Origin of the sequence: Pseudochrobactrum lubricantis, from assembly GCF_041929865.1 — a bacterium.
Classification (GTDB): Bacteria; Pseudomonadota; Alphaproteobacteria; order Rhizobiales; family Rhizobiaceae; genus Pseudochrobactrum; species Pseudochrobactrum saccharolyticum.
Genome location: NZ_JBHEEE010000019.1, coordinates 1 through 21,906, shown reverse-complemented (window position 1 = coordinate 21,906; position 21,906 = coordinate 1). Strand labels below are relative to the sequence as shown.

At 53.0% G+C, this 21,906-nt stretch carries 17 protein-coding genes and 2 pseudogenes; 6 read left to right on the top strand and 13 right to left on the bottom strand.

All coding sequences use genetic code 11. The features are described 5' to 3' along the window. Positions 1–141 precede the first annotated feature (141 nt). The 6 genes and pseudogenes from JNC80_RS19135 to JNC80_RS19110 all read left to right on the top strand — a co-directional run. On the top strand, positions 142–810 hold the full coding sequence (locus tag JNC80_RS19135) for a hypothetical protein (RefSeq protein ID WP_376711317.1): 669 nt from the start codon (positions 142–144) through the stop codon (positions 808–810). Then, positions 807–1,529 carry a hypothetical protein gene (locus JNC80_RS19130; protein WP_376711316.1) on the top strand — a complete coding sequence of 241 codons (723 nt, stop codon included), beginning with the start codon at positions 807–809 and terminating at the stop codon, positions 1,527–1,529. The genes JNC80_RS19135 and JNC80_RS19130 overlap by 4 nt, the downstream gene beginning before the upstream one ends. Beyond that, entirely contained in the window at positions 1,529–6,082 is a 4,554-nt protein-coding gene (gene dpdJ, locus JNC80_RS19125; protein WP_376711315.1) for a protein DpdJ, read from the top strand. Before JNC80_RS19130 ends, dpdJ begins: the two co-directional genes overlap by 1 nt. Continuing rightward, a complete protein-coding gene (dpdK, locus tag JNC80_RS19120; RefSeq protein WP_376711314.1) occupies positions 6,079–6,618 on the top strand; it encodes a phospholipase D-like domain-containing protein DpdK in 540 nt (179 codons plus the stop codon). The genes dpdJ and dpdK overlap by 4 nt, the downstream gene beginning before the upstream one ends. Beyond that, positions 6,615–8,882 carry a protein DpdD gene (gene dpdD / locus JNC80_RS19115; RefSeq protein ID WP_376711313.1) on the top strand — a complete coding sequence of 756 codons (2,268 nt, stop codon included), beginning with the start codon at positions 6,615–6,617 and terminating at the stop codon, positions 8,880–8,882. Before dpdK ends, dpdD begins: the two co-directional genes overlap by 4 nt. A 101-nt stretch (positions 8,883–8,983) precedes the next feature. Further along, a pseudogene (locus JNC80_RS19110) lies at positions 8,984–9,202 on the top strand (ISL3 family transposase); the annotation flags it as partial. A gap of 145 nt (positions 9,203–9,347) precedes the next feature. On the opposite strand, the gene JNC80_RS19105 reads toward JNC80_RS19110, so the two are convergent. The 13 genes and pseudogenes from JNC80_RS19105 to JNC80_RS19045 all read right to left on the bottom strand — a co-directional run. Beyond that, positions 9,348–10,349 (bottom strand): HNH endonuclease, encoded by a 1,002-nt coding sequence (locus JNC80_RS19105; protein ID WP_376711312.1) that lies wholly within the window; start codon positions 10,347–10,349, stop codon positions 9,348–9,350. A 49-nt stretch (positions 10,350–10,398) separates the two neighbouring features. After that, entirely contained in the window at positions 10,399–11,598 is a 1,200-nt protein-coding gene (locus JNC80_RS19100) for a ParB N-terminal domain-containing protein (protein ID WP_376711311.1), read from the bottom strand. A gap of 463 nt (positions 11,599–12,061) precedes the next feature. Beyond that, on the bottom strand, positions 12,062–12,904 hold the full coding sequence (locus JNC80_RS19095; RefSeq protein ID WP_376711310.1) for an HAD family hydrolase: 843 nt from the start codon (positions 12,902–12,904) through the stop codon (positions 12,062–12,064). 16 nt (positions 12,905–12,920) lie between these two features. Then, positions 12,921–13,526 carry a hypothetical protein gene (locus tag JNC80_RS19090; protein ID WP_376711309.1) on the bottom strand — a complete coding sequence of 202 codons (606 nt, stop codon included), beginning with the start codon at positions 13,524–13,526 and terminating at the stop codon, positions 12,921–12,923. A gap of 232 nt (positions 13,527–13,758) precedes the next feature. Next, positions 13,759–14,322, bottom strand: a complete 564-nt coding sequence (locus JNC80_RS19085; RefSeq protein WP_376711308.1) for a VUT family protein — start codon at positions 14,320–14,322, stop codon at positions 13,759–13,761. 13 nt (positions 14,323–14,335) lie between these two features. After that, on the bottom strand, positions 14,336–15,037 hold the full coding sequence (gene queC, locus JNC80_RS19080) for a 7-cyano-7-deazaguanine synthase QueC (protein ID WP_376711307.1): 702 nt from the start codon (positions 15,035–15,037) through the stop codon (positions 14,336–14,338). 13 nt (positions 15,038–15,050) lie between these two features. Beyond that, positions 15,051–15,407, bottom strand: a complete 357-nt coding sequence (queD, locus tag JNC80_RS19075) for a 6-carboxytetrahydropterin synthase QueD (protein ID WP_376711306.1) — start codon at positions 15,405–15,407, stop codon at positions 15,051–15,053. Then, on the bottom strand, positions 15,404–16,036 hold the full coding sequence (gene queE / locus JNC80_RS19070; protein WP_376711305.1) for a 7-carboxy-7-deazaguanine synthase: 633 nt from the start codon (positions 16,034–16,036) through the stop codon (positions 15,404–15,406). Before queE ends, queD begins: the two co-directional genes overlap by 4 nt. Then, a complete protein-coding gene (dbpB, locus tag JNC80_RS19065) occupies positions 16,036–17,151 on the bottom strand; it encodes a DGQHR domain-containing protein DpdB (RefSeq protein ID WP_376711304.1) in 1,116 nt (371 codons plus the stop codon). The genes queE and dbpB (JNC80_RS19065) overlap by 1 nt, the downstream gene beginning before the upstream one ends. Further along, positions 17,069–18,436, bottom strand: coding sequence for a tRNA-guanine transglycosylase DpdA (dpdA, locus tag JNC80_RS19060; protein ID WP_376711303.1), 1,368 nt, complete (start codon positions 18,434–18,436; stop codon positions 17,069–17,071). The genes dbpB (JNC80_RS19065) and dpdA overlap by 83 nt, the downstream gene beginning before the upstream one ends. Continuing rightward, positions 18,433–19,554 (bottom strand): DGQHR domain-containing protein DpdB, encoded by a 1,122-nt coding sequence (gene dbpB, locus JNC80_RS19055; RefSeq protein ID WP_376711302.1) that lies wholly within the window; start codon positions 19,552–19,554, stop codon positions 18,433–18,435. The genes dpdA and dbpB (JNC80_RS19055) overlap by 4 nt, the downstream gene beginning before the upstream one ends. Then, a complete protein-coding gene (locus JNC80_RS19050) occupies positions 19,544–20,374 on the bottom strand; it encodes a DUF6884 domain-containing protein (RefSeq protein ID WP_376711301.1) in 831 nt (276 codons plus the stop codon). Before JNC80_RS19050 ends, dbpB (JNC80_RS19055) begins: the two co-directional genes overlap by 11 nt. Before the next feature lie 684 nt (positions 20,375–21,058). Continuing rightward, positions 21,059–21,829, bottom strand: a pseudogene (locus JNC80_RS19045) (hypothetical protein); the annotation flags it as partial. Positions 21,830–21,906 lie beyond the last annotated feature (77 nt).

The following is a 21,906-nucleotide window of genomic DNA, read 5'->3' as shown; positions in this document are numbered from 1 at the left end:
TAAAAACCCGAACATTAATTAAAAGGCGGGTCAATTCTCGGTGGAAAAACTGGGTCAGTTCTTACCGGAAATCAACAGAACTGGGACAATCTTCGCGCAAGCGCCCTCGGTACGATGCGACAACGGCCGGCTTGGGCCATTTTGCAGGAAGAATTGCTGGCACGCTCTGCATCCTTTCAAGGGGCAGGCAACACGCCTTTTGCGATCGACATCGTGAGGCTCTTGGATGCATTTGGCGGAGAGGGATACGGAACCGAGGCACTCGACGGTTTGCCGGAGGACGTACGTGTTTTCCTACGCCCCCTGGGTGAAGCACGACTGTGGCCGCAACTGGCGCCGGTCGTCCAAAAGCTGGACAATTTTAAAACTCAAATCGCTGACTACGTAGAAGGCGATTTCGATAAATCGACATTTGTCGCCGACCTTGAGGCAATTGTGATGCTGCTGGCGAAGACAGGAACCGCTCCGACAAACGGTATCAATCTGAAAGAATTCGAGAAGCAATTAAGCGAATTCAAACAAAGCGCGTTCGTGGATTTAGTAGGCAAAATCAATGTCATAACGGAAGCCGATCGTGAACAAATTCCGAAACTGCTTAATGCGCTCGGAGCAATTGATCTAGGTTTGATAGGACGGACAATGGTCTTTCTGAGCCAGACCACCCAGTTGTTGTCAGCGTCTGAGATCAGTGTTTCGCGTGAAGAAACGAACCGAAGTCAGTCTGATCCGACCGATGTGAGCCAAGAGATTGTTGCCATGCTCGGAAGCGTAGCAGGCATATCCTCGCAGGCAGAGGGAGAAGAACGTTGACGGGCAATCTCGCTACTAGGGCTTCTGCGTTGCGGGTACGGCTTGAGGCACTGGAAAAGACAGCATCCAACGTTGCCGAAGTTAGCGCGCTGGAGGGTTTGCGTACGGATTTAGCAAGCCGGGCTCAGAAACTGGCGGTCGAACAAGGCAGGCAATTGGTGCTCACGCAGGCAAAAATCGCTGTGCCTGACCCGCAAAGCATTATTGCTGCCCGAAAACGCGCTGCTAGCCTACTTGAGAAGTTTCTGGTTGAACGGAAGGCCGCTACTTTGAAGCGCGGTCAAGGGTGGCGGCTGTTACTTGAGGAATCTGATGCCGCAACCCGTGAACTCGCATCCGTTTTGATGAGCGTTTGGCGAGCCCACCGGCAGACAGTATTCGCCGGCGAGACACCAGCACAAATTCGAGGAAAGCTTGCTCACACAAAAGAGAATGATGCGGCGTTCGATGAATATGAGCGCGTTTTTGCCGAATTGAAGGCGCAATTCGACACTCTTCCGAACGATCAGGCCGCTGTGAGACATGTAAACAGCCTCGCAGAAAGATTGGAAAAGGTCGGAAAGTCTTTCAATTTCGACGTACCGGCGGACGTAAAGCGCTTTTTGGAGGCCGTACTCTCGGTCAATGGAGCGCCGCTGTCATTGCTGACATCTGCTGTTCAGGAATGGCTGACAGACAACGCAAAGCTTGACAGCTATTGCATTCGGGCAACAGCGTGATGATCGATCCCAATGAACGATTCATAATCGCTGTGCTCGATAGAATCGAGCAGCGCGAGGCCCGCCTCCTGACCTGGGGCCTTGTTGACGGTTTTTTGGCATCGCACGAAGTTGCGGAGATCATCGATACAATGTTGGACGATCCATTGCACGCTGATGGGGTCACATTTGTCCGTGTCTCGGAGGTCGTGGAGCGACTGCGCGAGCGGGTCCTTCTTCTCGACATCGGTGATACACCTGGCGAGCGGTACCGCTCACGGATGGCTGAGGCTGTTAGGCTATCTTACCGATTGAGGCAGCTCTTTCCACAACACCGCGGCTTGGTGGGCTGGCAATCCGCTCCGACGCTCGTCGCAGACTTCCGATTTCTATGGCGTCGTCGCCGTTACCCCAACCGGACGATCTCAGCGGAGAAAAGTCTGCACGAGATCAGTGAAGCGACAACGGATCATTATGTGCGACAAGCAATCGCTGACCTCATTGAAAGTTATGGATCAGACTTTGGGTTGGCAGGTTTTCAGCTCGAAGCGGCATCGCGTATTTTGTCCGGCCTTGAAAGCCCACGCTCACTTGCGACGTTGGTAAGCGCCGGGACCGGGAGTGGAAAGACACTGGCCTTCTATTTGCCGGCGCTTGCTCGGATAGCTTCCCATATTCGTCGCGATGGTGTGCGGAAGAAGTGGGTCAAGATACTCGCGGTTTATCCCCGGAACGAACTGCTCAAAGACCAATTCGCCGAGGTCTACAGCCAGGCTCGTCGCCTCGACACATCGTTGCAGACGGTCGGTGGTAGGAAAATTCTCATCGGAACGTTGTTCGGCCCAACTCCTAATAGTGCTCCTGAGGCTCAGGATAGCAGCGGGTGGCGGCGTCACCCAACGGGATTGGTCTGCGAGTACCTGCGATGCCCTCGACCAAACTGCGATGGGGAAATGGTTTGGCGCGAAAACGATAGAGGTAACAACGTCGAGAGACTGGTTTGTTCTGAATGCAATCATGCCATTGAAAGCGACGAGATCATCCTCACCAGAGAACGCCTTCGGCGCGAAAGCCCCGACATTCTCTTTACGACAACTGAAATGCTTAACCAGCGGATGGGGGACAACCGCATCCACCATCTCTTCGGCATTGGCGAAAGGGCGGCTCACTCAGTCGAGATGATGCTTCTCGACGAGGTTCACACATACGCAGGTGCCTCTGGCGCGCAGGTTGCATATCTACTTCGACGCTGGCGGCAGTTGGTGCGCCGGCCAGTCAGCTTCGTCGGCTTGTCGGCGACATTGACAGACGGGGCTCGTTTTTTCGCAACGCTAACGGGGTTGTCTGAGCACGCGGCGGCAGAAGTAGCGCCCAAGCCTGGCGATATGATCGCGGAAGGGGCGGAATACTTACTCGCTCTGCGAGGTGATCCGGTATCGCGCACGGCGCTACTTTCGACAACAATTCAGACCGCGATGTTGATGTCGCGAATACTCGATTCCCCGGAAAGTCGGGTAAGTCGTGGTGTTTTTGGCGAAAGAGCATTTCTTTTCGCTGACAACCTCGATGTCATCAATCGCTTGTTCTACGCGATGTTGGATGCGGAAGGCCGGCGCAGCAACGGCGTTCCAGATTTAAACGCCCATCCTGCGGGCGGACTTGCGACACTTCGCTTCCCCATGACGAGCGCACACCGGAAACTACACGGCCAAGACTGGGAAGCGGCCGTTGATATCGGTCACAGTCTGCAAGCTTCCGATCGGAAAAGGGTCGGGCGTGTAATGTCTATGGATCCAGGTGTGGGAAACAACCTCGATCTCATTGTTGCGACCGCTTCACTTGAAGTCGGATATAACGATCCGCTCGTGGGGGCGGTTCTCCAGCATAAAGCGCCGCGGGATGTAGCTCAGTTTCTACAGCGCAAGGGCCGAGCAGGTCGTTCACGCCGCATGCGTCCATGGACTGTCGTTGTGCTGTCGGATTATGGAAGAGATCGGATTGCTTATCAGGGCTACGATTTGCTTTTCGACCCAGAATTGCCGATGCGCACGCTGCCTATCGGCAACCGTTATATCGCCCGCATCCAGGCTGTTTACGCGACCCTGGACTACCTTGCCCAGGTGACGGGTTATGATCGTGGTGGCAGCGTATGGACTAATTTGTCCGGTCCTTCTGACCACTCGAACCAAAAAATGCGCCAGGCTCGGTTCGCCGAAATCATTCATGATCTAATCACCAACCCAACTAAACTAGAGCACTATTCTTCCTATTTGTCAGAAGCCTTGCGTCTCGACGCGCAGGAAATTCAGTCACTGCTGTGGGAGCACCCCCGTCCTCTATTAACCGAAGTTCTCCCGACGGCATTGCGACGTCTTGAGACGCAATGGCGAACGCGAGAGCAGGGCGTTACAGATTATCAAGTCCGCAACTCGCCCCTGCCAGAGTTCGCGCCCGCTAATCTGTTCGGAGAACTGAATCTTCCTGAGGTCGATGTCATCACACCTGCGGTCGGTGGCGTCATCCCCGATCCCGTATTTATGCCGATCGTCCAAGCGATGCGGGAATTTGCTCCTGGACGGGTCTCACGACGCTATGGAATAACTCATGCCTTCGAAAAGCATTGGGTTTGCCCACCACTGGATCAAAACGTCGAGCAATCGGTGCCGATCGATGTCGACATTCGCGCAGACATGATTGGGATTTGGCAGATTTCCACTGCAGGGGGAGCCCAATCAATCCCGGTCTTTCGTCCCCGCACATACACTTTAGAACAGTCACCAGGCACGGTGGTCGACACATCGAATGCGCGCCTAAGGTGGCAAAGCCAGATCGTCGCTCGCGACGTTGGCCAAGTTTTCAACGCGCCACCGGGCAACCCTTGGGCCAGATTCATCGCAGATGTGCGCTTCTACACTCACCAAGGCCTAAACCCGATCGAGGTTCGCCGAATGGCGCTCGGCAGCGACGCCGACATACGATTCAAAGATGGGACGTCGTCGAAAAAGCGATTTTGGTTTGAACGGGATGGTCACGCTGCTGCACTCGGGTTCAATCTCGCTGTCGATGCTCTTTGTGTTCGCCTTCGGTTCGACGAGTCACTTTGGTCGAGCGTGGGATCTGAAAGCGGCCAACTTTATCGGGCCTTGCGGACAGCGCGGTTCCATGACGAGGCCAAAGGAGAAACGTATCTAGGCTCGGTGGACAACGTCTTCGCCCGCGGATGGCTCGCGCAGTTGTTGCTCTCAGCGCTCGGCAACGAAGCTATGGCGAAGTCAATCACTTTGCGCGAAGCGGCCGATAATCTCGCAAATGGACAAGCGGATCTCTCTTTGGAACAGACCCTGGCGATCCTTTTTCAATCGCCAATCGTTGATGACGCCAACGGTCAGGGTAACCTTCAGGACAAACTGCGGCAGGATCTAGGAGCCCTTTTGGCGGATCCGGTGGTCAAAACCGGAATGTTCAATCTTGCGACCATATTGTGGGCATCGATTGGACCAGATTGGGAGCCATGGCTGCGACAGAGGTTTGCGGCAACGGCAGGAGCAGCAGCCTTCAATGCCATTTTGAGCCTCTGCCCTGAGATCGATGGTGACGGCCTCGTCGTCGATATCGATCCGGGTCCGCGCGAGCCAGATGACGTGCTTAACGGTGAGCAGGATGCGGAAATCTGGATCAGTGAACTGGCTCCAGGAGGAAATGGTCAGATAGAGGAAGCGCTGAAGCAATACGCCGAGGATCCTCGCCGATTTTTCAACGTCATGACTTCGCAGTTAAGGGATAACGACTTTGCATTGAGCGACTATCAATTGGCGAAGTTTGTCACGGTTGTCTGCGAAAGCGACCCTTCTGGCGATATCTCGGCATCAACCCAGGCATTTCGCGACGCGTACGGAGCGGAGGAGAGCCATCAAGCAATGTCATCGCTGCGTCAGTCGCTCGCCGGTGGAGGGTTTGCAACATTTCACGCATTTATGGTCGCACTCGCTAATCGTGTTCTGCGTGCTGGCTCCAGCCCTCAGAGCGATCGCTTTTTCCTCAGTGCAATGCGTCAATGGGATGCGGAAGAAGCGCGCCTCGGGGTTGAGTTGGACGCTCGGGTCGTCGCGTACCGTCTAGCAAGGCGTGACGACATCGATAATGCGCTAAGCTTTGCTGGGATTGATGCGCCGACGGTCAATCCAGATCAATGGCGTTTTGGCGTGGTTTATGGCCTGCTTTGGCCACGTGGATCACAAATCCGACAGGCAGGGCTTAGGATTGACTCTCTTTTTGTTGATCTCCCACTGACCGAGCCACTGCTTGTTCGAGCATTTCTCGACGAAGCAGTCCAGGCTGTGCATCTTCAGGAAGGAGATTGGGAGACTATATGCATGGAGGCTCTCGCTTCACAGGGATCAATCACTTTAGTCTGTGCGGTGACCGATGGCGAACAACTCGCCCGAGCATTAAATTTTCTTGCCACCAATCCAGTCCATACTGGCTATCTATCTGTTTTTGCTCGCGTTCAGGCGGTACGCCGGATTGGCGATGCCTATGAAATTGATGTCGACATTGCAGAGGCGTTACAATGAGCTTCGAAACACGTCGGATCTTTAAGAGCGCGGTCACGAGCCAAAACCTAATCCGCGAACTACTCCAACTGATGTTACTGGGAGAACTATTGGCACCCAGCGGCGAGCGGGCATGGATCGTCAGTCCGTGGATTAGTAATGTAATGCTTTTCGACAACCGAGCGGGCGGCTTCTCATCAGTAAATCCCGAATGGGGAACACGTGAAATTCGTCTTATACAAGTAGCTTGCGATCTGGCTGCGCGGGGAACGCCTCTAGGCATTGTGACCAGTTACGATCAGCATAACGCACCCTTCATAAATGCCATCACTTCGGGTCTCGAGGAGGCGGGGCTTTCTGAAAGCGTCGTAATCGTTCAGCGGGAGCATCTCCATACGAAAGGTGTATTGCTCAAACGCGGTCTCCTGACCGGATCGATGAATCTCACGTTCAGAGGGCTCGAGTTAAATGACGAAATGGTCGTGTACGACACCAATGCGAAGACGCTCGCAGAGGCGCGGCTCAATTTCGAATCGTATGTCGGGGTCGGCGAATGACAGAGGATCTCATTCTCAATAACCCGTGGTTGGCGCGTTTCTTCGCGGCTCCGAACCAGTTGGAATGGAGCGCAATCGTCGGCGGCAACGTCAACCCGGAAATTGCTCATTATCTTCGTCCGTGGCTCCAACTTCTCGACCAGCCCGAGGGCCGGGCCCCCATCATTCTTCCGTTCGTGCGAAACGATACCGTCACAGGTTGGTATGCCACCACAAGGGATGCGAAAGGCGGAAGGGAACTCGGCTCCGAGATCCGTGCTTGGCTCGGCCCGACGTTTCTCGATTTATTCGAGATGGCGCCCATCGACCGTGATCCCATGGCTGGTGCGATGCGTGAGCGATCTGGCGGTTCGGTTTGGCGGTTTAGCGGGTCCGATGCCGCATCTAATCGAAAAATTGTCCAGCGACTCGACGATTTCGCAGTGTTGCTCGCGCGTCGGCCGGCTTTGAAAAGCACCTTCCGCCGCCCGGTGGGTGCGATTCGGGGCGAGTTCGAGCGCGCTCTTCTAGCGAGGGACGCAGCGCGAGCAGAGGCCCTTATCGCCGAACTCAAAGCGACGGGAAGACTCAATGAGGAGAATCTAAAGTACCTCGATGTGCGCTTGAGCGCGGGCCTTGGCCTCTGGCCGCAGATCGCTCGCGATCACTGGCTCATTCGGACCCTGTGCGACTTGACACTTCCGCCGCAAATTCAGTCCGACCTAATTGAAGCGCTTTATCGCACTTACGTTGAGGAAAGCGAGGCGCTCAACGATCCGTCTGAGACGCGCGGTAGATTCGACCTTCACATAGCTAGACGCTACCCGCGCTTATTTGCCTCTCGGCGCGGTATCCGCACGCCGAGGGTGGTGAAGTCGTTTCTGCTATTTGAGCAACTCCAGCCTTCGCCGAGTGTAGCGCTTATAGCCGAACTGTTTGCGTTGCTACCGGACAACTGCAAGCGCGGGATTTCCATTGAGCAGATCGATATTCAGCAGCCCCCAGCCATCGACGAGAGCACCGCTGACGAGGCTTTCGATGATGGGCAGTTTGATCGTGCTTTCGCATACTATCGAGTTCTTCCCATTACCAAGAAGTCGATATCGCGAATGATCCACTGCGTGAATTTCATCGACACTCCGGAGTCGCGTCAGGACTTCTTAGAAGCGATCGACGGCGCAGATCATCAGATCATCGAGAGCTTGACCGCAGCAGTCCACGAAAAGCTTATAATCCTGCAATCTCCGCCAGTCCCCAGCGCCCCAACCGAACTGTTGTTTCCAACCGTGGCGACTATGTCTGAGGCTGAAATGCCGCTTGGTTGGGTGAAATGGGCGGAAGACTTGGCTCACGGACTAGATTTGGCTGGCCTAGAGCTCGCGGTTCAAAATGCGGCAACCTGGGATACAGAACCCTTCGAGAGTGAGGCATTATCGCGCCAATTCGCTGACCTCCTTGGCAATCTTGGCGGCGAGGCTGCAGCAGTCGCGCGCCGATCTGTTCCTCAAGTCTTTGGCAGCTTCTTTCCCATTGGTCTGGATCCGACGATTGGTAGGAAACCCATCGCATCCGTCTTGTTCTACTTGATCGCTGTTGATGAGAGGCTGTCAGCCGCCGATCTCGAACTCCTTGCTCAATTGCTCTCGCATCTTCTTACGCTTGGCATGGCGGAGGGCGAGTATCTCTCCACTATTCAAGACCTTTCTGAGATCCAAGACCGCATTCGCTCCTACAAACATTTGCCGTGGAGCCTCGATATTTGCGAGACGCTGGCGATCGCGCCCGCGCCGTCTGAGGTTGCTCGAGCCGCTCGTGTGGAATTCTTCGTCAAGATCGTCGGTCAATCTCAAGCGTTTGCACATCGTATCGGGCCACCAGATATGTTGCCCATCGAATTCCTTGCACAGGACTTCGGTGTTGGTCCAGATGCGCTTACATCACTGCGCCGGACAGAGGAGGCGGACCAACAATCGGCGAGCCTGCCCGATCTGAACGGCAAAACCATCGGAATTTACACACTGGCTGAGACGGCAGGAGGAAGGGCAAAAGCAGCGTTGGAGCAAATGTTCCCGGGTTGCGTCGTCGAAGTCAATTCCGACACTGTTGCCACCGCGAAATTAAGGCACCTCGCCCAGCGGGCCGATCTCTTCGTGTTTGCATGGAAATCCAGTAGCCATGCCGCCTTTTACTGCATCAAAGAAGCGCTTCCTACGGGGGAACCAATCTGGGCTCCCGGGAAGGGGACAGCCAGTATTCTAAGAACGGTCCTCGATAGCCTTCATTAGCTTCACCTCGCGTTGCACTCGGAACTGTCATTCAGAGAATATCCTGTTGATTTCCACGTAGAGAGGTTCCAAATAATGATAAGGAAAAAGCTGAGACGGAACTCGACCAATGGTTTTGTTACGCACGTGACAGCCTACTTATTGCGTTTGCTAACGGTATACTAAAGGACAAAGTAGCTGTAGGAGCCGCCAGCAGCCTGCCTTGGTCGAATGGGTAGGTTGAGGGACACATCAACAAACTAAAGCTTGTGAAACGACAAATGTACGGCCGCGGTAAAATCGACCTGCTTGAGGCGAGATTGATAGGTGGAAATAGTTAGAAATCATCATCGAGAATGCGTCAGCCCCAATATTCCATGCCGAAACACAGCCGTAGGTACAACCCCAGAGTTCATCGTAGATAATCCACGTGTTTACTTGGAATAGGTGGCGTGAGCATCATAAGTACCTTCCCTCGCGACCCACTCACTCAGTGTCGTGCCCGAGAGTTGATTCCAGCGAAGATACACCAATAGTGTCCTCTAAACCTTCCGCTGACGGTAATTGGGGAAGTTCGTCACCTTCGTTTGCGAGACAAATGTAGCAAACCGACTTGAGGTTCCAAGGCAGAAAGCCATTTATACTGCCATCCTTGGGTAAGAGAGGTCTCACAGTTAGCTCTACATCAGATTTTGTCTTAGCACATTGGCTGCAGGTTCCGCCAAGGGCTGACAACGCTGCCACCACAACCTGGTGCTTCAGTTGGCCCCATTTTCTGTTTGAAGGGACCTCGGCAAGTGCTCCCACAGCAAAGGAAGAGAGGCCCTCCAACGGACGTCGATATGCCAACTTTCCTAAATTACAAAACATGCATAAAACTTCAAGATTATCCGGGTCACTCCATCCGAGGGTTTCTTCTGGAATGACATGATCTATTGTCAATTGGGTCCAGGTCATTCCATTTCCACGATCAATCGGTTTGTATGGATCGCCCGATCGACCGGGAAAGAGGGAGCGCTCCAATTCGAACCCACTTTCAACGATTTTTGTGTATCGCTCGGTCTTCACGTCACGGTTACGAAACTGATAGCCACAGCATTCGCATCGGAGACTTTTGTCACCGTCTTTTCTGGATCGAACGATTCTGTCGATTACGTCGTCAAAAAAGTGTGAGTGATTTCCAGTTTGCCGACCGCGTAGCGCGGCAGTACTACTAACACATCTAAAGACATGCCGTACCAATTTTTCATCAGGTTCATGGTTAAGTATCTGGTGAAGGTGACCAGCTATTCTTTCGTTCGCCGTTCCGGCGATACCTTCCCAAACATCGATGAGTCTAGAAATACGGGGATGAGCCAAGATACTCGTCTCCAGCATTCTCACGAGAACCTGATGCACCGATTTATGAAGTGCACTTTCTCCATCGGCTTCGACTATCCGAGTAATGCTTGCAAGATGGGAGAGGCTAACTTGATCGCCGGCCGGCATCAACTCACCTAGTGAGCGAGAAGGTATCCGTGCAGAAAGGTTAGTCAATTCAGGCATCTTTGCTGGCGCTTTCTTGAGGATCGCGTGCCACGTAAATCCCACCGCGAACCACAACTCGTTCGCCTTTTCGGCTTCGTTCCCATGCTACTTCAAGCGCCTCCCACAGATCCATCTGACCTTGGCTGTCATCGAGACTTGCCTTCCAGTTCGCTTGGAAGACTTTGACCGGTATGCCTCTTTCAAGAAAGAAATCGTGGACAAAGTCCTTAAATTTTTCGATGTCGGCCGGTAGCGCGCGTTCTTCTCTGAGTTGGGCGATTTTCTGGGTTGCTTCTTCTTCTCCCAACACGTTACGCAGGATGTCTGCGGTAGCGTCAATCTCCTGCATGTATTCGATGCATTTAGTGATAAAAAGCGTCTGTAACTCCCGTAAAGTGACGGCTTTTGTCAGGTTGCTCTGTTGATCTGGCATCCAAAGCGCGGCATGGCCGGTCTTAATAGCTTGTGCGTTATAGAAGTCCTTAACCCTCTCCCAGAACGCGAGCCAATAAGTTTTCCAGTGTTCGTTAGCCCAGCTATCCCATTCATCCTTTACAGGATACGTCGGCTTAATGAACTTCTCGTAAAATTCGTCGTCACTGCGGAAGCCACGAGAATACTTAGTGGATCCGTCGATCAGAGTTCTGACCGTCCGTTCTGATAGGTATGGCTTAAAGTTTTCCGGAGACGCTCCTTCTATCTTTAATTGGACCATATTATGGAACGGACTTCCTGGGTGACGCGTGGCTATGACTGCTGCGATACGGCTTTCAACGTCGACGCGGGCAGTACTCAATTTTTCGCGAACAATATCCTGTTCCGAACGGGTTAGGCTGCTTCCAAAAATGTCGGTCAACAGCGAAGTCTCTACCTTTTGAGCCGTCTCGTTGATTACTACGAATTGGTAGATCTGATCGGTCCAACTGCAGTCGGGCAGCGCGACAACAGGCAAAACGATTTCGCGGTCAGCGTTGGCCGCGCCCCAAAGTCGATGCTGACCATCAACCACGAGCGCAGGGCGGCACAAAGATTCCATTGATACGGCGATTTCGGTGAGTTGGTCAGGTGTAATGTTATTAGTTGATATAAAGTGTTTCGCATCTGCGCGCATTTGCGCCATTTGCAACGCAAACTCGTATACGTAATCATGTTCGATTTCAGGAAATTTAATGCCAAAAGGGGCCGTTTCGAATTCTTGAATTACAGTCAATTGTTCTTGGGAAAGTCTCGTCTTGATTTGTGGGTAAAGATAGTCGGCAAGTTTTGGTATTACATCAACGCTATCATCCTAAAGATCAACGAAGGGTTGATATGTAAGATCAAGGAACCCGTCTTTGATCTGAGGCTCGCCCTGAATAGCCAAGACGATTGCAGTTGGCCCCAGTATATAGGATCCGTTTTGAGCGCTGCTTGCTGTGTTCCAAAATCGCTTTAATTCGGCTGCACGGCCAGGAGTTATCGGTCGCTGAAATAGCATTCTAATATGCCAAGCCTTGCGAGGGATTCCTGCCCAGTTCGCTATTGCCTTGGCGGGCGCTCCAAAGAGGAGAAGATCGTCGGCTTTACCAGCGTCATCGTACTGACTAAAATTGATAACTTGAACTTTTGTCACAGAAACCTCCAATTTTATTGCTGTATATAATCGGAATTATTACCAATTTCCCAATTAGAAGTTACTGGTTGCCATCGGCTTTCAGTTGGAGTTTTCTTATGCGCTGTTCTAAGTCGCGGATATGCGCAATAGCTATGTCGAACGCACCTGCGCATAAGTCTGTGCTGATTGTGGTATCAGTTTCCCAACTGGGCCGAAATTTCCCCGGAATATAGACAGTTTGTAATCCGGCCAGGTGCGCAGGCTCGATGTCCCGCCTTAATTGATCACCAATCATATAGATTGATTGATTACTTCTCGTCAGATTTTTCAGACGCTTGAACAAACGGACCGTCTTAGGGGCTTCGAATACGCGGTCGATGTACTTGCTCAGACCATGATGCTCTATCGTGAGCAGCACTCGTTTGCGGTTTCCCTCTGTCAGGACAAGAGTTGTTGCGTCCATCGAAACCAAATCACGGAGACCTATAAGAACACCGTGCAGAATATCCGGTTGCACGGTGATCATATTCAAGAACGTCCGCTCGATCTGTGATACGACATCCACTAATAAGCCAGATTGCGATCCGTCATACCAAGCGCGTCGTATGGCTTCTGACCGCGATAGTCCTCGAAGAGCAAGAGCAATCGCATTCACCAGAAGCCGTGGCGGATAACGAAGCCCGAGATGATGCTGCTCGGCTATTGCCTGATCGAAACCCCGGACATATCCTAAGCGGTTTTCGTCAGGGCTCGACGTGCCCGTGGCATCTTCGACCGCTGAGAGAAGGGCGAGTTGCGCTCGCGCAAACACCCCATCGGTGACCCAAAGAGTATTATCCGCGTCGACCAGGACTATGGGTCCCCCTATACCGCTGTTAGGACGAGAGGCGGTCAGGCTGACTGCTTTATAGCGTATAGACATTTACTCTGTCCGTCACCTATATTGGTATGCTTATCTGAATCACTGAAGGCGCCTTTTTAATCGGCTGCGCGATAGCAAATACAAGAGTAATAGCTATAATCCAGTATAGGAGGACCTTGATCGCAGAGGATTGTAGTCGCTGTGCTGGTTCCAGAAACCTAACTTTGTCGGCGACTTTCGCACCTATCAGATAGGTTTCGACAATATAATTCTGGAGATACTTGAGCTTGAGGGTTGAGGAAATTTTTGATGGATCATTTGAATCCAAAAAGCCCTTAGCCCATACGCTAGGCTGAGTACGCGAAATCGGAATCCAAAAGAGAAAAGATTCAATTCTTTGTACGTCTAAGGCCGGTTTCGGATAACGAAAGCGGGATCTAATCGCAGGAAAGGTGACGAGTGCGCCCATGATCGCCAACAAAGCAAAATGAGCAAAGAGCACATAACTGGCAATGATAAGACCGCTAGCTGTAATTTCCTGCCAATCAGACGACCCGACCATAGACAGGGGATAATTGTCAGCTAAACGATTGAAGGCTAGTCCTGAAAAAGCCGATATGAATGTGAGGATTGTCAACAGACGAGTGGCTTTGCCGTCTTGATACGCTGTTTGGGCCGTCACTTCCTCAAGAGATTCCCGCGCTAACTTCAACGCATCGTCTAGTCCGCTGTCCTCTGGTTTTAAGTGCTGAATCTCGGAAGGATCGTCTGGATTGCTTCCTTATCCTTCAGGCTTCTTAACCTCGGTTTTTCAGAACGCCTGTCATCGACCCGTGGAAAATAGTTAATCGGTCGATCCAAAAAAGCCTCGAAAACAGCTCTAAAGCAGCCCAGCTTTTTGTCAGTTACATCGCTCATGCTGGCATAAGTCCCAATCGTCGGTCACGGTTGCGGATCCAGAACAGTACCGGAAGCGTCGCAATTACCATGATCAGTTTACCTACAACCTGTCCAGCCAAGAATTCGAGTGAACCAAAAGCTAACCAGAGAAACATGATGCTGTCTGCTAACAGTCCGACCAAACTGCTAACGAAAGCAGCTCGCACAAGCCCCTTCTTCTGTAACGGCGTAAAAACCATTAGATCTACTATTTCAGAAGTCAAAAACGCGCCGGCGGAAGCAATAGCGAGCGATGGCGCGGTGAAGGTCGTTGACAGAAAAGCACCAACAATTATGGCACCAACGGCCCATATCAGGCCAAGCCGTCGTTGCACGAGATCACGCAAAACGAGGGCCAATCCCACCAGCAAAACGCCGCTTGGAGCAGTGAGTCCGGGTCCAACCGGGATAACACATGGCCCATTAGGTACACACTCGGTACCCAAATGACCAATCATATAATTTGCTAGCGGAATGCAGCCTGCAAAGAAAGCCAGGAATATTCCACCTTCGATCCAACGCCTACGCTGCGTATTCATCCTGATTTCCATATCAGATTTCTTGGGCGACAAACTTTTGATGGCCTTTTGCCCGCAAGTCGCAGGCGGGACATTGTCCGCAACCGTAGCCCCAGTCATGAAATTCTCCACGCTCGCCGAGATAGCAAGTGTGGCTCTCCCGTACGATCAGATCGACGAGGGCCCGGCCGCCGAGGTCCTTGGCCAACTGCCAGGTCTGCGCCTTGTCGATCCACATCAACGGTGTATCGAGGACGAACCGTTTTTCCATGCCGATATTGAGCGCCACCTGCAGTGCCTTGATCGTATCGTCCCGGCAGTCCGGATAACCAGAATAATCTGTCTCGCACATGCCACCGACGATATGTTTCAGACCTCGACGATAGGCCAACGCTGCGGCGAAGGTCAGGAATATCAAATTTCGGCCGGGAACGAACGTGTTAGGGAGGCCCGATTCCGCCATCTCGATCTGCATACCGCTCGTCAGCGCGGTATCGGAGATTTCGCCCAGTGCGGCGAGTGAAATTGTATGATCATCGCCAAGCCGATCCGCCCAGATCGGGTTGATGGTGCGCATCTGAGATCGCAGCGTATCCCTGCATTCCAGTTCAATTCGGTGGCGTTGACCGTAATCGAATCCAACCGTTTCAACGCGTTCGAACCGATCGAGCGCCCAGGCAAGGCAAGTGGTCGAGTCTTGACCGCCTGAAAACAACACCAACGCGGTAGACGACATGGCAAGCTCCCCGTTATTCACCTTCATATTCCGCCCAGCACGCCGGCGTCTCGAACACTTTTACCGAATTCAATTCACCGAGAAGCGGCTTAACCTTTCTCCATATCCATACGGCGATGTTCTCTGCCGTTGGGTTTTCGAGACCTTCGATATCGTTAAGTGTATGATGATCGAGGCTTTCAAGAACCGGCCCAAAGACTTTCTCCACATCAAAAAAGTCGATCACGAAGCCGGTCTTAGCATCGACGGTGCCTTTAAGTTGCAACTCGACACGATAGGAATGACCATGCATGCGGTGGCACTTATGCGTCGAAGGCACGTGAGGAAGTTGGTGAGCAGCCTCGAATGTGAAAGCTTGGGTGATTTTCATGGGATACCGATCATTTTGTGGGTTTGAAGACTGAGGCGCCAGCGCGGATTTTCAAGGCAGAATGCCGTCACGGCAGCGATGTTTTCCTGCTGTTTCGCTCCGTCCATTGGCTGCAGAAAATAATGCTCGAAGTCGAGTTCAGGTAAATCGTCAGGAAGCAAATCGGACTGCGGGTAAACCAGTTTCAGTTCACTTCCCGATCTCAGATTGAATGGTGCCCCGGCCTTTGGGCTGACGCAAATCCAGTCGATTCCTTGAGGAGGCTCGATCGTTCCATTTGTTTCAATGGCGATTTCGAAATCTTGAGCGTGAACCGCCGCAATCAGCGCTTCGTCGATCTGTAGAAGTGGTTCGCCGCCCGTGAAGACGACATAGCGTCTGGTTTGTCCGCTACCCCAGGCGTGAGCGATTGCGCCAGCGAGTTCTGATGCATCGCGAAACTTGCCGCCACCATCGCCATTCGTGCCGATAAAATCCGTGTCGCAGAACTGGCAGATTGCTTTATGGCGATCCTCTTCACGTCCGGACCAAAGGTTGCAGCCGGCAAATCGGCAGAACACGGCTGCTCTACCAGCCTGGGCACCTTCTCCCTGGAGTGTTTTGAACAGTTCCTTGACCGCGTAACTCATCAGAGACCCGCCACTGCCTGATTTGGTTCGTCTGCGCCTGCCTGACTCTCATTGCGTCGACGTCGAACATCAGCCCGCACGATGCCGACGAGGTATTGAGCGAGCGTGACGATGTCTCGGTTGACGTTTTGAACAGACTTCCAATGCCGCTTGTCGTTTTCCGCAAAATTCCATTCGCCAGACGTCCAGGCGGTCTTGTCGACCAAACATGCTATTCCTCGGGCGAAGTCATCAAACGTTCTGGAACCGTCGAGGAGAACCAGAATTTCCATGACATAGCCGAGAGACATGATACCCGCACCATGTACAAGGCGCGACGACTTTGGCGTATGGTCCTTCCATGCGTCCTTGAAGACATATTGAACCGCTTGGTAAAAATCGCTGATCAACTTGAAGCAGAGGTCGGCGCCGTCGGGTTCGCGGATCAATTCACGCATGACGCCGTCGCTCAGTGAATTGATGATGACGCGCTGGATCGCCGTATCTCGAATGAGACCGCCTGGGTTAGTGTGCTGGTAGATCTGGCCTTCGAGCGAGGAACTCTTGTCGTAGTTCAAGCGGGCTGCGATATCGGCTGCGACCGAACGATCGCCGAGACGGCGCGGTAAGCCAGTCACGGTTGGTAGCAGTTCATAGATCAGTGACTTTGGCAGCGGCCGCGTATTGTTGATCAGCACAAATTGACGGCGAAGTTCCTCGTCATCGCGGCAGATGATGGCCGAGACAAAAACCTGGAAATTCTTTTCGTCTACTTGGCTGAGCGCGGTCAGTCGCTGCTGCCCGTCGACTATCAAGCCAGGCGCACCCGCAGCGGTGTCGATTTCGACCATGCATCGGCCATCATCATCCGCGTCGCTCATTTCAACATTGCTGGTGAAGGCCACGACGATCGGGTTTGGCAGGATCGCCTCGGGTTTTTCGAGATAATCGCGAATCTCCCGGATATGGCCCGCAATCTGAGGGCGCTGAAATCCACTCAAGCCACCCTCTGCATCGCGCGCGACGCGTTCGATGACCGCGAATTTTTGCAATTCAGACGCTAGCGCTGCAAATGAAAGAACTGTGTGCGCTTCGCTCTGTCTGGCTCTGATCGCTGGAAATCTTAATATTGTCATTTCGCCCACTATTGCTCGGGAGTTGGTCAACGAGGGCGTTGTAGACCCCCAGATTATGGATTCCGCGCCGCTTATTGCGGTTGCTGGCACGGAAGATCACCACTTCAATTGAAAGTGACGAACAGATAGGGCAGGCACACTGCTTCCACGGTTTGTCACTTAGCGTCCGCTTATATCTATCTCTCAAATCCTTGACCGCTTTCGCGCCCGGCAACTCGCCGATTGTCTCGCCCATGACGGCGGGTGTCGCATAGGCGAGAACCGTATCAAGCGTTTCTTCAAGTTCGGCCTGCCCACGGTCATAGGATCTTAGCGCTGCGAGCGCGTTTTTTTCCATCGCGACCATCTGTTCCTGGTTGAGGGCGCCGCGCTTGGCAAGCCTCATCAATTTGGGATTTTCGAGCGCCTGGGGTACTCGGATGGCGGTGTAATAGTCGAGTTTCCCTGACTTGTTCGGTAGATAATAATTCGATTTGGCGTCCTTGAAGGCTCGGATCAAAGGTGATGTCGTGTCGAAACTCGTTACATTAAAGGGACCGAACGTGTCGATCTCGTCGGCCTTTGCAAAGCCGAGGATATGAAGGCGTGTGTCTTGCGGGATCACCTCCCGGATTGCAGTAAGGCAGGCTTTGATCTGTGAAGCTTTCAAAGGGACCGTACCGCCGAGCGCCAGATAATCGTAGCCCATCGCGACCAGTCGCCGGGCACCTTCAGCCATGCTCCCGGGCGACCATCCCTGGATGACACCCAGGGGCGTGAATCGATTTGACATATGCTGGGTCGAAGTTCGGAACGCCGACGCGTTCTCAAGCGTGATCTCGAAGCGCCGGCGGGCCTCCTCCGTGCCTCCCTCGAAACCTTTCAGGCTTTCATCGAAGTCAAAAATAATATGGTCGACTGAGCATCCGTGCGTAAATCTTGCGTCGTCGTAGAATTCCGCAGTGTCGTCGGGTGTGTACGGCGGCTTGTCTTCTTTGTGGTAGGTAAATGCACCGCAGTCGCCAAAGATGGGCAGTTGTTCGAATTGCGGTCTGTCGAGACGCAGGAATTCGCGCGCCCCGACTCTACGAAAACGCATGGCCTGAGCTTCGGTATATTTTCCGCCGACGGCAGCGCCCCCAACAATCCCACGAGACACCAGCATACCTTTGTAGGGTGCATAGCCCATAATCTCGTGCGGATAGGCATCGTCCCAGTACGGGGTCCTCCCTTCCGAGTAACGATCCTTAAGGAAATCATAGCCGGGATCGACGTGATCGAGACTGTCAGCAAAAATGAATTTCATCGTGCTGGCCTCGATAGTTTGCGGTCAAGTTGCATCAGATGCTCTGCGAGCAATCGGTTGTGCTGGGGTGTCCCTTGGATTTCATTCCACTTCAATCCAAGGCCTTCCCATGTTCCTTCCGTCCACGCGCATAGTGGTGAGATCCTCTGCAGCGCCTCTCGGATCTCGGTTTCGGGTGTCGACGAACTATCGGCTCGCAGCATGATCTGGTCCATAAGTGCGCCAACTGCCTTGATACCGGCTGAATGCATTAACCGGCTTTCAGTTGGTTGCTTGCCCCAAGCGTCTGGAAATATGTCGCGAACGGCCGACCAGTAGAGGACAAGTGCCTCATACATGGCATCTGGGTTATAGATGTCAGGCGCGAGATATTGGCTCAATGCGCCATAAGGCCCTTTGAGATTCTTCTTAATAGCATCAATGAGAGCAGTATCGTTGACCACACTCTGCTCGTTGCCTGTGTCGGAGGCCCGGCGGATCAACCGATAGAATGGTGATTTCTGTTGCCTATTAAGGAGGGTGCACAACTCGCTTGGCAGACGGTTCGCCGATAAATCCTTCGGCAAAAGTGTTCCGACCTCTGGAAGCAACTCGTTAATCAATCGCACATCAAGCGCTTTAACTTTGTTGACCAAGATAAACTGTTCTCTGTGAACCTGGACGTCCTGAGATACGAAACCGACGACTGGAACTGGAAAACGGCTGTCCTTGGCTTTTGCTAGCGCGAGCGAGCGCTGCTGCCCGTCCACAATCCAGGCGGCACGATGGCCGTCCTTGCCGATCGGAATACTCAGTGTCCCCGATTGAGAAACTTCAGTCAGACCATTTGGCTTGGGGCCCCGTGAAACGTCAAAAGTAACGCCGGAAGAAAGGGCCAAAGTTATCGCGTTTGGAAAGAGAACGGGGCCGCTGTCGAGAAACTCGATAATTGACTTCACGTGGCTTCGGATTTCCTTGCGCTGGAAACCCTTCAAGTCCTTCTCGTCTCGGTGAATCCGGCTAATATCGGCGATCCGAGTGAGGTCCGAACCGTGCAGGAAGAACGCGTATACGTCGACCCCGTCGCCCTGCTGCGTCCTAACCGCACGAACCATGAGATTGTTCGAATCAGCGCTCATATGCTTTCTCCTTCCGGATATCCGCTACAAGATTTGAAAAGCGCTTCTGCTCGCATGCGATGTTTAGTTCGTCGCGCAGTATTCGTAAAAGCGTTGTTGACCGCCCCCCGGCACGCGTCCAGTTGGTGCGGACAATGGATTTAACCTCTTCGTCCGACTTTCGGACACCGGCCTTTGCCGTCGGGCGTGTCCATGTCGCCAACGATGCCTCGACTTGCTCGCGATGAACGCGGCTGGAAGAATGCGGGTTTTTGACGAGTATTTCTTCAACGAAGTGACGTGCTGCTCGCGATGCGAAATCCGATCGGGTTCCAGGTAAACTGCTTTCCGGACCATCCAGGCGATCATCATAAGGAAGACGAGCGCTTTCCAGTCGCGGATTGAGATGGGGAACATTCCGCCCGCCAACGATCCTGATTCTTTCGCACAAACGGTTCGAGATATCGTCGAGTGCTGGTGCGACCATGCGCAGATAGGCCGAGGGCAAGGCGATCAGAATAATCCCGCTACTGCGATTGAGAGCCGCCCTCAAAGCCTCGTGGCCACCAAGCGCCCCCCACCAGTCTGCATCACCATGCCCCTCGAGTTTATCGAGGACGCAATCGTCGCCGCCGCGAGAGACAGTAAGATTATATGAAGGGATTACCTGCTGGCTATGGATCAGTCCAAGCCCAGCAGAAACGATGTGAAGCTCGGCTTGAGCAATGCGCGCTGCAAACTTGGCCTCGACGAACGAGCGGCCACAATAGATATCTTCCGCAGGAACCCGTTCCTCAGCTTTTGCTATTCGGTCATTCCACGACTTGACGACAGCCTGCAAAGAGCCCTGCGACAGGTCTCGGGCGCATAACAAAGGGCTGGGGGTAACCCGCTTTCTTTGCGTGCAGGCGGTGAAGACAATTGGCATAACGGGCGTCTCAGTGGGCGTCGCCCATTTAATGGAGTAACTAGGGTGGTCGTATCAATAACTGCGAATTGCTCGCTAGGTCAATACAAAAACTGCAGATGTCGGTATGAACGCCCAGATTACTGCGGATTATAAAATCTACTACCGTGCAGTTTCCCCATAGTATCCAAGTTTGCTCGTGATCTGGTTGTAATCATTCCGCTCAACATGGCAGAACCGGTCCCGATTACATCGGGCTCGAACGCGGCGCACGGTCTTGATTTCTCGCCGCACGGCGCCGGTAATTTCTTCAGAACCGACGACCTGCGGCAGTTGGCAGCAGATACGGAGTTGGTTCATATGAACTCAACCCCAACAACGTTGCCGATATTCTTGGAAAGGTGACGAGTGGGCTTAAGGTTCGCTTCTTCAGCGCTAACGCTGATGTTTTGGAACTCCACGACGCTTACAAGAACGGCGTACAGAGGGAAAAGCGCCAACGACTGAGATCGCCTGATCAATTGTCTGGCGAGGTTCGGATCGAACTTCGATGAAGTGAAAGAGCGGATGCGTGTAAAACCGCTCCCATAAGGTGGCGAATGTTGGGCGCGGTTCTCTTCACGCTTCCATCCAGACCTGATTAAGTATCTTAGCGGCCAGCGCGGCCTTATCCTGCGGCAGAAATCGCCCGTAGTGGCTCGCCACCATGTCCGGCGTATCCTGGATTGCATAGCTCGCCTGTTCGTAGGAGCCAGTCTGCTTCAAGATATGAGTGGCCAGGACGTCCCGGACGTTGTGCGGACCATGGGGAAGCAATCCCCTTATCGCGCCTCGGTCGGTATAAGGGTTATAGATACCGTATAGCTGAATTGTGAGCCGCCAAGCCTCGTAGAATGTCGTTTGGTCATAAGCTGCATCCTTGCTGTTTGTTTTTACAGTTTTGACAAATAGCGTGCCCGGATCGCGGGCATTTCTCAACAAGACCGCCCGGTGCCGTTCAATGTAATCATTCAGGAATTTATAGAGGTCGAGCAGATCGGGTAAAACCAGACGAAACGGCTTCGAACCGAAGAAAGACGAATTTGCGTTCTTGAACGCGTTGGAAGGAATGAGCACTTCCCAGCCCTGGTCTCGGTCGCTCCAGCGGATTTCTCCGCGTTTCATATCCTCCAGACGTCGCTCCGGTGTCGGGAAATGTCCACGGGGGCAGACAAGAAGCTGTCGGAGATTCTTTTGACGCAAGCCGAGATGCAATCCAAGCCGCAGCATCAGAAAGGAGCGAACCGCTTCTGCCGCGGGAACCGGATAGCGGTTCTCGTCGGGCAATCGTTTAATTATCTCGTCCGTTATTTTCCGATATTCGGCAAGTGGACTATCGGCTTCCAAAACGGGGTCAGAACAAGAGCTGCTCGAAATCGTACGCTAAGCTTGAACGGAGCGGGAACGCTTGATTGACCGCATTTCAA